Origin of the sequence: Microbacterium excoecariae (genome assembly GCF_011326725.1) — a bacterium.
GTDB lineage: Bacteria > Actinomycetota > Actinomycetes > Actinomycetales > Microbacteriaceae > Microbacterium > Microbacterium excoecariae.
Map to the genome: position 1 here is coordinate 1376711 of NZ_JAANCO010000001.1, position 12143 is coordinate 1388853.

Genomic DNA, 12143 nt, shown 5'->3' on the forward strand with positions numbered 1-12143 from the left:
GATGGCACCTCACCTCCGCTGGGTCACGATGATGCATCTGTCGGTTTCTCGGCTCTTAGCACATTGTGCACCGTGCCGATTGAATCGCCGAGTAACTGCGCGATGGCACGCAGCGTTTCTCCCCGATCGCGCTGCTTGAAGATCGCGGCTCGCATGGTGTAATCAACTACTCGCGGACGACCCCCGGGAGCCCCGCGCTCGCGCGCTGCTTGCAGTCCGTCTTTGATCCTGTCGCGCAGAGTCGAGCGTCGCATGTCGGTGATCTCACGAGCCGCCTCTCGAATGTCCGACAGCTCGTTGTAGTCACCCGCATCGGAGCCTTCAAGAACTCGAACCGCGATGCCATGCTCGAGTAGCTCGATCAGTAGTTCCCAGCCGTCGACCATGCTCCGCGCCAGGTCCCTGACCTTCCTCACCACAAGTCGGTCGTCGGTGCCAAGCTGCTCCACTACGGCGAGGAGTGTTGGGCGGCTGCCGACCAGGCGTCGGCGAGACGACTCCTCCTCGAACACTCGGGCGCACATCGGGCCCACTGCATCGTGCTGTTCTTGTACGTGGAGGGGGTCCCGGGTGACCCTTACCAGACCGATGAGCGTCATCGCGTATGGCTCGGAGTCAGTCCCACCGAGCACGTTGCCGACGGGATGGATGAGATTTGGACACCCGCAGTTCTCATAGGTTTATTGAACACGACCTTGCGAAGATCAAGCCTCGACGAAGGTCCAATACGTAGTCTGAACAGGGATAAACTCTAGTCATGCGATGTCATCGCGCTCCCTCTGCAGACGCCCCCCGGAAGCTCGGATTCGCTAGAACGAACTGCGACACCTCCGAACGTCGGGGCGGCGTTCCGCGGCGCGGCGGGCCTCGGCGCGGACGCGGTCCTCACGGGCCCGACGTGCGCGGATCCGCTCTACCGCCGCAGCGTGCGCGTCTCGATGGGCACCGTTTTTCAGGTGCCGTGGACGCGGCTCCCGGCCTGGCGCGGCGACGGCAGCGCCGGGGATGTCCTGCGCGCCAGCGGTTTCCACGTCGCTGCGCTCGCGCTCTCCGACGACGCCGTCTCGCTCGAGAGCTTCGACGCCACACGCCCCGAGCGGGTGGCGTTCGTCATGGGATCCGAGGGGCCGGGCCTCGGCCGCGACGCGCTCGCCGCGGCCGACTCAATCGTGACGATCCCCATGGCCGGCGGGGTGGACTCCCTCAACGTCGCGGCCGCGAGCGCCGTCGCGCTGTGGGCGCTGGCGCACCCGCCGGCCTGAGTCAGGCGCCGCCGTCCGGCCCGGCGTACGGTGCGGCGTCGGGGCGCTTGGGCGCCAGGCCGTCCCCCGAGGACTGATGGCGGAGCCGGCGCAGCACCCACGGCACGAGGTGTGCGCGCGCCCACACGAGGTCCTCGCGGCGCGCCGCGCGCCAGGTGCGCGGCGGGAGCGGATCCGGGCGGAGCGGCTGCAGGTCGCTCTCGGCGTTGAGGCTGCGCAGCACCATGCGCGCGACCTCGTGGTGCCCCAGGGGGTTGAGGTGCAGGCGATCGTCCGACCAGAACCGGGGATCCTGGATCTCGCGCAGCGCCCAGAGGTCGGCGACCAGCGCGTCGTTCTCCTCGGCGATCCGGCGGATGTTCTCGTTATAGATCGCGATCTTGCCCCGGAACGCGCGGAAGACGGGGTTCCAGCCGACGTCGAAGCCCGGGAAGACGACGACCGCCGCGCCCGCGGCGCCGAGGCGCCGCACGAGCGTCTCGAGGATCGCGGCGATCTCGTCGGGATCCGTGCCGGGCCGGAGGACGTCGTTTCCTCCCGCGCAGATCGTCACGAGATCGGGCTGGAGCGCGAGCGCCGCGTCGATCTGGTCGTCGCGAATCTGGCGGATGAGCTTGCCGCGCACGGCGAGGTTCGCGTACGCGAAGTCGTCGACCTGCCGCGAGAGCACCTCGGCGACGCGATCGGCCCAGCCGCGGTGGCCCCCGGGCGCGCCGGGCTCCGGGTCGCCGATGCCCTCCGTGAACGAGTCGCCGACCGCGACGAATCGCCGCCAGGGGTGGGGTTCGGCGTTTCCGACGAACGGGGTGCGGTGGTCGGTGGACATCTCTCTAGCTCCTCACATATGCGCCCCGGCGAATATAGTCCGTCGCCCCGGGCAGCGCCATCGGCTGAGAGGATCCACGGCGACGGTGTCGGCGCCCCCCGCTATCGTGGGAGGAATGCTCAGCCCGTCCTATCCGCAGCGCGCGCCGAGGGGGACCGCGGGCCGGCTCCGGGCCTGGCAGCAGGAGGCGCTCGACCAGTTCTTCGCCGAGGACAAGCGCGACTTCCTCGTCGCCGCGACTCCGGGCGCCGGCAAGACCACCTTCGCGCTCACGGTGGCGCGCGAGCTCCGCCAGCGCGGCGAGATCGATCGGATCGTCGTGGTGTGCCCGACGGAACACCTCAAGACGCAGTGGGCCGATGCGGCGGCGCGCACGAGCATTCGGCTCGATCCCGACTTCAGCAACCAGCACCCGTTCCTCGCTCGGCACTATCACGGGGCCGTTGTCACCTACGCGCAGGTGGCGGTGAAGTCGAGCGTGCACCGCGCGCTCGTCACCGAGGGGCGCACCCTCGTCATCCTGGACGAAGTGCACCACGGCGGCGACGCCCTGAGCTGGGGGGACGCGATCCGCGACGCGTACCAGCCCGCGGCCCGGCGGCTCCTCCTCAGCGGGACGCCCTTTCGGAGCGACGATGCTCCGATCCCGTTCGTGGACTATGCCCCCGACGAGCAGGGCCTGCGCACTTCCGTGACCGACTACGCCTACGGATACGGCCGTGCGCTCGCCGACGGCGTCGTGCGGCCCGTGCTGTTTCACGTCTACTCGGGGCACATGAAGTGGCGCACGAAGATGGGCGACGAGCTCGAGGCGCACCTCGGTCAGGACAACACCAAGGACGTCACGAGTCAGGCCTGGCGGACAGCGCTAGACCCGGAGGGCGACTGGATGCCCGCCGTGCTGAAGAGCGCGGATCAGCGCCTCACCGAGATCCGGCATCACGTGCCGGACGCGGGTGGCCTGGTGATCGCGACCGACCAGACGAACGCGCGCGCGTACGCCGAGCTCCTGCGCCAGCTCACGGGGCAGCGCCCGACCGTCGTGTTGAGCGACGAGGCCGAGGCATCGAGCCGCATCGAGCAGTTCGCCGAGAACACCTCGCGGTGGATGGTGGCGGTGCGGATGGTGTCGGAGGGGGTCGACGTCCCGCGACTCGCGGTGGGCGTCTACGCGACGAGCTCGTCGACGCCGCTGTTCTTCGCGCAGGCCATCGGGCGGTTCGTCCGCGCCCGCCGCAAGGGCGAGGCGGCCAGCGTTTTTCTGCCGCAGGTGCCCGTCCTCATGGCCCTGGCGCACGAGATGGAGAGGCAGCGCGACCACGTGCTCGGCCGCGGCGAGAAGGACGCCGACGGGCTCGACGACTCGCTCCTCGCCCAGGCCGAGCGCGAGGACAAGGCGAGCGAGGACCTCCTCCAGGACGAGGAGTTCTCGTTCCAGTCGCTCGGGTCGACCGCGCACTTCGACTCGGTCGTCTTCGACGGCCAGCAGTTCGGCCAGCTGGCCGTCCCGGGGACGGAGGAGGAGCTCGAGTTCATCGGGATCCCCGGCCTGCTTGAGCCCGAGCACGTCCACGACCTGCTGATGCAGCGCCAGGCGCGGCAGTCGCGTCACCGTCAGGCGCGCGAGGCGCGGGAGGAGAGCGCGGGCCAGGATCCTGGCCTCCCCGAGCCGCTGCACCGGACCCTCAAGGAGCAGCGCCAGCTGCTCAACAGCCTGGTCGGCGTGTACGCGAAGCAAACGGGGGATCCGCACGGCCAGGTGCACGCCTGGCTGCGGCGCACGTGCGGCGGGCCCGCGGTCGCGCAGGCCACGGTCGCCCAGCTGCAGTCGCGCATCGACGTCCTGCGCCGCCGCGTGCACCGGTAGGACGGGCGGGTTCGGGGCTCCGAAAGGCTCCGAATCCCGCTCTGGAGCCGGGTTTCGCGCGCGCCGCGCCCTAGCCTCGATGAGGCCGCGACCGATCGCGCGGTCGACGCCGCACCGAGGAGACGCATGACCGCCCCCGCACCCCTGGACCCCCGCGAGGCGCCCGCCCGCGCCCGCCGCATGTGGGCCCAATACCTTGCGGACGAGCGCGCCGAGGCCGCCGTCTATCACCGCCTCGCGCGCACCCGCACGGGCGGCGAGCGGGAGATCCTCGAGCAGCTGGAGGCCGCGGAGCGTCGGCACGAGCGCCACTGGCTCGACCTCCTCGGCGGCGAGCCCGATCGCATGCCGCGCGCGCGGTGGCGCATGCGGATTCTGACGTTCCTCGCCGCGCGGTTCGGGACGATCTTCACCCTGGCCCTCGCGCAGCTCGCCGAGGCGCGCTCGCCGTACGACGACGACCCCTACGCGACGCCCGCGATGCGCGCCGACGAGAGGATCCACCACGAGGTCGTGCGCGGGCTCGCCGCCCGCAGCAGGCGCCGGCTCTCGGGCACGTTCCGCGCGGCGGTGTTCGGCGCGAACGACGGACTCGTGAGCAACCTCGCCCTCGTGATGGGCATCGGCGCGACCGGGGTTTCCGGCTCCTTCGTGCTCTTCAGCGGCATCGCGGGCCTGTTGGCGGGCGCGCTGTCGATGGGCGCGGGCGAGTACGTGTCCGTGAAGTCGCAGCGCGAGCTGCTCGACGCCACGCACCCGGGCGGCTACGCCGACGCGCACCTGCCGGACCTGGACCTCGACCAGAACGAGCTCGCGCTCGTGTATCGCACGCGCGGGCTGGGGGAGGAGGCCGCCCAGGAGAAGGCTCGGGCCGTCCTCCGCGGCGCGCACGCGGGCGGCGCGAGCGCCGCGACGGGACCGATCGACACGCACGAGGTTGTCGGGGGAGCGTGGCGCGCCGCGATCTCGAGCTTCTGCTTCTTCGCGACCGGGGCGATCATTCCCGTGCTGCCGTGGATCTTCGGCCTGTCAGGCGTGGCGGCAGTCGCCGTGGCCCTGGCGCTCGTCGGCGTCGCCCTCCTCGTCACGGGGGGCACCGTCGGGCTCCTGTCCGGCGCCTCGCCGCTTCCGCGCGCGCTGCGCCAGCTTGCGATCGGGTTCGGGGCCGCGGCGGTGACCTACGTGCTGGGGCTCGCGTTCGGGGTCTCCGTGGCGTGACGCGCCCGGGATCCGTGACCGATTCGCGTGCGGGGTGGGGCGGTGGTAACGTTGTCTCTCGGTTCGGAAAGCGGTTCGCAAGAACTCGAAACTGAATCGACACCCTATGCGCGGGTGGCGGAATAGGTAGACGCGCTAGCTTGAGGTGCTAGTGCCCGTATTAGGGCGTGGGGGTTCAAGTCCCCCCTCGCGCACAGAAACGCAAAGGCCGGATCCTTCAGGGTCCGGCCTTTGTCGCGTCTCTGCCGTGCCAGGATGGTCGCGATGAGCCCTCAGGATTCGCGCGGCCGACGCCGCGGTGTGCAGCACGTGTTCGATGTCGTCCGCCGCGAGCAGGTCTCGCCGCACCTCGTGCGCCTCCACCTGGGCGGCCCCGCGTTCGCGGCGTTCGCGGACGGGATCGGCGAGGCCCAGGCGGCCGCAACCGATAAGTACGTCAAGCTCCTCTTCGCCCGGCCGGGCCTCGGCCTCGAGCCGCCCTTCGACATGGACGCGCTGCGGGAGCGGCTCGCGCCCGAGGACATGCCGTCGCGCCGGACGTACACGGTGCGATCGATCGATGCTGCGTCCGGCACGATCGCGATCGACTTCGTGGTGCACGGCGACGAGGGGATCGCGGGCCCGTGGGCGGCCGCCGCGGGTCCGGGCGATCGCGTCGCGCTGTCGGGCCCCGGCGGCGGCTATGCGCCCGCGGACGACGTCGATGCCCACGTCCTCCTCGGCGACGAGTCGGCGCTGCCGGCCATCGCGGCGGCGCTCGAGTCGCTGCCCGCCGACGCGCGCGGCCTCGTCCTCCTCGAGGTGGCGGGCCCCGAGGAGGAGGTGGCGCTCGCGAAGCCCGCGGGCGTCGCGGTGACGTGGATCCACCGCGGAACGGCCGCGTACGGCGCGCTTCTGGCCGCCGTCGTGGAGAACCTCGAGGTGCCGACCGGCACGTTCGACGTGTTCGCGCACGGAGAGCGCGAGGCCATGAAGCGGCTGCGACCGCTGTTCACGGGCGCCTGGGGCGTGCCGCGCGACCGCCTGTCGCTCTCGGCGTACTGGGCCTTCGGCCGCGCGGAGGACACGTTCCAGGCCGAAAAGCGCGAGCCGGTCGGGCAGATCTTCGAGCCGGGCCCCGCGTAGGGTGCGCGGGGGCTGGCCCCCGCGCCACGCGGCGCGGGCGGGCGTTCCGCCGCGGCGCGGGTAGCGTGGAGCCCATGCCCACCGACTCCCTCCCCGAGGTCGTGCGCCTCGCGCGCGATCTGATCCGCTTCGACACGACGAACTTCGGGGGCGGCAACGCGAAGGGCGAACGCGAGGCCGCGGAGTACGTCGGCGCGCACCTCTCCTCGCTCGGCCTCGAGCCGCAGTTCTACGAGCCGGTGCCGCGGCGCACGAACGTCGCGGCACGGGTTGCGGGCAACAACCCGGACAAGCCGGCGCTCGTCCTCCACGGTCACCTCGACGTCGTCCCCGCGATCGCGGAGGACTGGTCCGTGGATCCGTTTGCGGGCGAGATCCGCGACGGCATGCTCTGGGGTCGCGGCGCCGTGGACATGAAGAATATGAACGCCATGATCCTCGCGGCCGTCGGCGACCTCCTGCGCGCCGGCGAGCGCCCCGAGCGCGACCTCGTGCTCGCGTTCTTTAGCGACGAGGAAAACGGCGGCGTCGAGGGATCGGCGCGCGTCGTCGCGGACCGCCCCGAGTGGTTCGCGGGCGCGACGGAGGCGATCAGCGAGGTCGGGGGCTATTCGATCCCCGTCGGCGACGGATCCGCGTACCTCCTGCAGGTGGGGGAGAAGGCGCTCATGTGGCTGACGCTGCGGGCGAGGGGGCGCGCGGGCCACGGCAGCCGCGTCCACCCCGACAACGCGGTCACGCGGCTCGCGGACGCCGTCGCGCGCCTCGGTGCGACGGCGTGGCCGGTCGAGCTCACCGACACGACCCGGCAGTTGCTCGCCGGGATGCGCGGCATCTGCGGCGACGCGGGCGGCTCGCCCGACGACATCGCGCGCGCGGCTGGCCCGGCGGAGGCCTTTCTCGCCTCCACGTGGCGCACGACCGCGAACCCGACGGGGCTTACCTCGGGCTATAAGCACAACGTCATTCCCGACGCTGCCTCGGCCACGGTCGACGTGCGCGTGCTGCCGGGCCAGGAGGAGCGGGTCCTTGCGGAGATCCAGCGCATCGTCGGCGACGACGTCGAGATCGAGATGTTTCACCGCGACATCGGGCTCGAGGTCCCGTTCGCGGGGGCGCTCGTGGACGCGATGGTGGGCGCGCTCGGATCCCACGACCCGGGCGTTCCGGTCCTGCCCTACCTCCTCGGCGCCGGGACGGACAACAAGTCGCTCGCGACCATCGGGATCACGGGCTATGGCTTCGCGCCGCTGAAGCTGCCGCGCGAGCTCGACTTCACGGGCATGTTCCACGGCGTCGACGAGCGCGTCCCGCTCGACGCGCTCGTCTTCGGCCAGCGCGTGATCGCCGACCTGATCCGTACGTACTGACCCCTCCGCCCGCGAGAGAGAACCCCGCCACCGCATGCACATCATCGAGGCCATCATCCTCGGGCTCGTCCAGGGCCTGACCGAGTTCCTGCCGATCTCCTCCAGCGCGCACATCCGCGTCGTCGGCGAGTTCCTCCCGTCGGCGGCGGATCCCGGCGCGACCTTCACCGCGATCACGCAGATCGGCACGGAGCTCGCCGTGCTCGTGTACTTCTGGGGCAAGATCGTGCGGATCATCCGCCGCTGGGCGGGCTCGCTCGTCGGGCGGGTGCCGCGGAACGACCCGGACGCGCGCATGGGGTGGCTCGTGATCGTCGCCTCGATCCCCATCGGCGTGCTCGGATTCGCCCTGCAGGACTACATCCGCGACGTGTTCCGAAACCTGTGGCTGGTCGCCGCCGTGCTCATCGTGTTCGGGCTCGTCCTCGGCGCCGCCGACCGCTGGGGCGCCAGGCGGCGCGAGATGGACGACGTGACGTACCCGCACGGCATCACGATCGGCGTGGCCCAGGCGCTCGCCCTCGTGCCCGGCGTGTCGCGCTCCGGCGCGACGACGACGGCCGCTCGCCTCCTGGGATACCAGCGCACCGCGGCGGCCGAGTTCGCGTTCCTCATGGCGGTTCCCGCCGTCTTCGGATCCGGGCTCTACGAGCTCATGCACGGGCTCGAGGAGGGGGACGCCGGCCCGTACGGCTGGAGTGGCACGATCGTCGCCACGATCGTCGCCTTCCTCGTCGGCTGGGTCGTGATCGCGTACCTCATGCGGTACCTCAAGACCGGCAGCTTCCTGCCGTTCGTGATCTACCGCGTCGTGCTCGGCGCTGTGATCATGGCGCTGCTGGCCGCGGGCGTGCTCACGCCGCTCGGGACCGCCTGAGGCGCCCCGCGGCTCAGCGCGGCGGCCGGCCCTTGCCGGGGCCGTCGCCGCGCAGGTAGCGCTCGAACGCCTGGGCGATGGCGTCGCCGGACGCCTCGGGGGAATCCCAGGTGTCGCGCGTCTCCTCGAGCTGGCGAATGTAGTCCCGCATCTCGTCGTCGTCGGCGGCTGCCGCGTCCACCGTGGCCTCCCACGTCGCGGCCTCGGTGGGGAGCGAGCCGAGGTCGATCTCGCGCACGGCGATGTCGCTGAGCTTCTCGAGTAGCGCCAGCGTGGCCTTGGGCGACGGCGTCGCTCCCGCGACGTAGTGCGGCACGCTCGCCCACATCGACAGGGTCGGGATCCCCGCGTCCTCCGCCGCCTGGGTGAGCACCCCGAGGATCCCCGTGGGCCCCTCGTACCGGCTCCGATCCACCTCGAGCTGGTTGCGCAGCAGTTCGTCGTCGCTCGTCGTGTGCACCGCGATCGGGCGGGTGTGCGGGACGTCGCTCATCATCGCCCCGATCGTGACGAAGCCCGTCACGTCCTCGGCGAGGAGGGCGTCGACGAACTCGGAGACGAACCCCTTCCACGCGCGCGCGGGCTCGACGCCGCTCAGGGTCCAGAACCCGCGTGGATCCGCGGGGCGGTGCAGCGTCGCCTCCGGCCAGTCGATCACCCGGCGGCCCTCGCCGTCGGTGCGCACGGACGGCCGCGTGTACTGGTAATCGAAGTACAGCTCCGGATCGACGGCGGCGACCGGCGTGCTCGGGTACGCGTCGCGCAGGGCCTGGACGGCGGCCGACGCCGCCTCGCCCGCGTCGTTCCAGCCGTCGAAGGCCGCGACCGCGATCCGCGGCCCCAGCGCCTGCTGCCTGCTCTCCTCCACCGGGCTCCCTCCTGGTCGGTGTCCGTCCAGGCTAGCCCCCTTGCCCACCGCCTAGGCTGGTGCGGTGACTCTCACCGACACCGCGTGGCCGAAGGCCGTGCTCTGGGACATGGACGGCACGCTCGTGGACACCGAGCCGTACTGGATGGCGGCGGAGACCCCGCTCGTCGAGCGCTTCGGCGGCACCTGGACGCACGAGGACGCGCTGCGGCTCGTCGGGAACTCGCTCGAGGGATCAGCGCGGATCCTGCAGGAGGCGGGCGTCGACATGCCGGCTCAGGACATCGTCGAGCACCTCACGGACGAGGTGCTGCGGCAGATGGCCGAGGAGGGCGTTCCCTTCCGCCCCGGGGCGCAGGAGCTTCTGCGCGAGCTGCGCGCGGCGGGCGTGCGCACGGCGATCGTGACGATGTCCCGCCACCGCATGGCGGAGAAGATCGCGGGCCTCATTCCCTTCGACGCGTTCGACGCGATCCTGGGCGGAGACGACGTCGCGCGCCCCAAGCCGTTCCCGGATCCGTACCTCGCGGGCGCGGCGGCGCTCGGGGTGGACATCGCCGACTGCGTCGCGCTGGAGGACTCGCCCACCGGCCTGACCGCCGCCGTCGACTCCGGCGCCGCGGCGATCGGCGTTCCGCACTTCGTTCCGCTGTCGAACCCGGGCGCGGCGGACATGTGGCCGACGCTCGAGGGGCGGGGCGCGAGCGACCTCGCACACGTCTGGCGCGCGCACCGCGCCGGCGCGGGGGAGGCGCGATGACGGCGCCGCGCGGGCCGTTCCGGTACGGCGACCGCGTCCAGCTCACGGGCCCGAAGGGCAAGCTGCAGACGATCACGCTGCGCGAGGGCGGCGAGCTGCACTCACACCTCGGCATGATCGCGCACGCCCAGATCGAGGGGCAGCCCGACGGATCCGTCATCGCCAACTCCGGCGGCCACGAGTTTCTGGCGCTCCGGCCGCTCTTGAAGGACTTCGTGATGTCGATGCCGCGCGGCGCGGCCATCGTCTACCCGAAGGACGCGGCCCAGATCGTCCAGCAGGCCGACATCTTCCCGGGCGCGGTCGTCGTCGAGGCGGGCGTCGGCTCCGGCGCGCTGTCGATGTCGTTGCTGCGCGCGGTCGGGGCGTCGGGCCGCCTGATGTCCTTCGAGCGCCGCGAGGAGTTCGCGGAGGTCGCGCGGGCGAACGTCGAGACCTTCTTCGGCGGGCTGCCCGAGCAGTGGTCGATCCACTTTGGCGACCTCGCCGATGCGCTCCCGCGCGACGCGGAACCCGGGTCCGTGGACCGCGTGGTGCTCGACATGCTCGCGCCCTGGGAAGTTCTGCCCGCGGTCGCCGACGCGCTCGCCCCGGGCGGCGTCGTGCTCTGCTACGTGGCCACGGCCACGCAGCTGAGTCGCGTCGCCGAGTTCCTGCGCGAGATGGGGGACTTCACCGAGCCGGAGGCATCCGAGACGATGGTGCGCGGGTGGCACGTCGACGGGCTGGCCGTGCGCCCGGATCACCGCATGGTGGCGCACACGGGCTTCCTCATCACCGCGCGCCGGCTCGCGCCCGGGTCCATCCCGCCCGAGGTCAAGCGCCGCGCCTCCAAGCGCAGCTACGGCGATGAGGACCAGGAGATCTGGACCCCGGGCGCCGTCGGCGACCGGGAGATCACCGACAAGAACCTGCGCAAGCGCATCCGCGAGGCGGAGAAGGCCGCCGGCGGCGCGCGGCACGCCGCCTCGCTGCGCGACGCGGACGCCTCCGAACCGTCGTTAGACTGACCCGGTGCGCAAGACGACTGCCGTAGCGACCCTCATCGGCCTGATGACCCTCGCCCTCGCCGGGTGTAGCTCCGCCCCGGAGACCCCCGAGGCGTGCGGGCGCGACGCCGCGACGAACGAGGCGCTTCTCAGCGCCGTCGACGTGCAGGGCGCGCTGGGGCAGTCGCCCACCGTCGACTTTCCCCTGCCGTTCGTCGCCATCGAGGCGGATCACCTCGATCTCGTCACGGGTGACGGTCCCGTCATCGAGAGCACCGCTCAGGGCGTGGTCTTCGACGCGACCCTCTACGACGGCGCGACCGGGACGCCGATCCCCATGACGGCGTACTCCGGCGACGAGACGCAGGTGCTCGGGCTCACGAACGTGGTCGCGCAGCTGCCGGGCATGGAGGACGCCTTCCTCTGCGCCAGCGAGGGATCGCGCGTCGTCGCCGCCCTCGGCGAGGACGGCATCTCCGAGTCGTTCGCGAGCCAGATCGTGCAGTTCGGCGCGCAGTACGGGCTCGACATCGACACCTCGAGCATGGTCGCGGTCATCGACATCGCGCGCGTGCTCCCCGCGTCGGCGGACGGATCCCCGGTCTACAACGAGGGCCACGGGCTCCCGAGCGTCGTGCGCACCCCCGACGGGGTCCCGGGCATCATCATCCCCGACGGCGACGCGCCCACCGAGCAGGCGGCGCTGACGCTTTTGCAGGGCGATGGGCCCGAGCTTTCCGGCGACGAGGCCGTCACGCTGCAGTACACGTCGGTGAGCTGGGGCACCCGCACGGTGACGACCTCCACCTGGGAGAGCGGCGCGCCGGCGACGGCGACGCTCGACCAGCTGCCCGAGGGCTTCGCGGACGCGCTCGCGGGCGCGACGGTCGGCTCGCAGGTCATGGTCGTCGTGCCGGACGGCGACGGCGGGGCCACGGTCTCGGTCATCGACGTGCTCGGCGCGGTCGACCAGCCCTAGGA

General features: G+C 71.9%; 11 protein-coding genes, 1 tRNA gene and 1 pseudogene. 10 read left to right on the top strand and 3 right to left on the bottom strand.

The features are described 5' to 3' along the window. Window positions 1-23: 23 nt before the first annotated feature. Window positions 24-599 (bottom strand): recombinase family protein, encoded by a 576-nt coding sequence (locus G8E01_RS06250; protein ID WP_166317332.1) that lies wholly within the window; start codon window positions 597-599, stop codon window positions 24-26. 210 nt (window positions 600-809) lie between these two features. Between G8E01_RS06250 and G8E01_RS06255 the strand changes: the two are divergent. Continuing rightward, window positions 810-1262 (top strand): annotated as a pseudogene (locus tag G8E01_RS06255) (TrmH family RNA methyltransferase); the annotation flags it as partial. 1 nt (window position 1263) lies between these two features. On the opposite strand, the gene G8E01_RS06260 reads toward G8E01_RS06255, so the two are convergent. Next, a complete protein-coding gene (locus G8E01_RS06260; RefSeq protein ID WP_166317335.1) occupies window positions 1264-2088 on the bottom strand; it encodes an SGNH/GDSL hydrolase family protein in 825 nt (274 codons plus the stop codon). Between the two features lie 115 nt (window positions 2089-2203). On the opposite strand from G8E01_RS06260, the gene G8E01_RS06265 reads away from it, so the two are divergent. From G8E01_RS06265 to G8E01_RS06290, 6 genes are all read left to right on the top strand, one after another. Further along, a complete protein-coding gene (locus G8E01_RS06265) occupies window positions 2204-3955 on the top strand; it encodes a DEAD/DEAH box helicase (protein WP_166317337.1) in 1752 nt (583 codons plus the stop codon). A gap of 126 nt (window positions 3956-4081) precedes the next feature. Further along, window positions 4082-5173 carry a VIT1/CCC1 transporter family protein gene (locus tag G8E01_RS06270; protein WP_166317340.1) on the top strand — a complete coding sequence of 364 codons (1092 nt, stop codon included), beginning with the start codon at window positions 4082-4084 and terminating at the stop codon, window positions 5171-5173. A 108-nt stretch (window positions 5174-5281) separates the two neighbouring features. Further along, a tRNA-Leu gene (locus G8E01_RS06275) sits at window positions 5282-5367 on the top strand. A gap of 70 nt (window positions 5368-5437) precedes the next feature. Further along, window positions 5438-6298 carry a siderophore-interacting protein gene (locus G8E01_RS06280; RefSeq protein ID WP_166317343.1) on the top strand — a complete coding sequence of 287 codons (861 nt, stop codon included), beginning with the start codon at window positions 5438-5440 and terminating at the stop codon, window positions 6296-6298. Between the two features lie 74 nt (window positions 6299-6372). Continuing rightward, on the top strand, window positions 6373-7668 hold the full coding sequence (locus tag G8E01_RS06285) for a M20/M25/M40 family metallo-hydrolase (RefSeq protein WP_166317346.1): 1296 nt from the start codon (window positions 6373-6375) through the stop codon (window positions 7666-7668). Window positions 7669-7702: 34 nt separating this feature from the next. Then, complete coding sequence (locus G8E01_RS06290; protein ID WP_166317349.1) at window positions 7703-8545, top strand: undecaprenyl-diphosphate phosphatase; 843 nt, start codon at window positions 7703-7705, stop codon at window positions 8543-8545. Between the two features lie 13 nt (window positions 8546-8558). Here the strand turns inward: G8E01_RS06290 and G8E01_RS06295 are convergent, their stop codons facing one another. Then, window positions 8559-9413 (bottom strand): PAC2 family protein, encoded by an 855-nt coding sequence (locus tag G8E01_RS06295; RefSeq protein WP_338100759.1) that lies wholly within the window; start codon window positions 9411-9413, stop codon window positions 8559-8561. Window positions 9414-9477: 64 nt separating this feature from the next. Here G8E01_RS06295 and G8E01_RS06300 point away from each other — a divergent pair, with 64 nt between their 5' ends. The 3 genes from G8E01_RS06300 to G8E01_RS06310 are packed head-to-tail and all read left to right on the top strand — an operon-like array spanning window position 9478 to window position 12141. Continuing rightward, entirely contained in the window at window positions 9478-10173 is a 696-nt protein-coding gene (locus tag G8E01_RS06300; RefSeq protein ID WP_338100760.1) for an HAD family hydrolase, read from the top strand. Then, a complete protein-coding gene (locus G8E01_RS06305; protein WP_166317352.1) occupies window positions 10170-11183 on the top strand; it encodes a tRNA (adenine-N1)-methyltransferase in 1014 nt (337 codons plus the stop codon). Before G8E01_RS06300 ends, G8E01_RS06305 begins: the two co-directional genes overlap by 4 nt. 4 nt (window positions 11184-11187) lie before the next feature. Continuing rightward, the gene (locus G8E01_RS06310) at window positions 11188-12141 is read left to right on the top strand and encodes an FKBP-type peptidyl-prolyl cis-trans isomerase (RefSeq protein ID WP_166317355.1); all 954 of its coding nucleotides are present in this window, start codon (window positions 11188-11190) and stop codon (window positions 12139-12141) included. The last annotated feature ends 2 nt before the right edge of the window (window positions 12142-12143 follow it).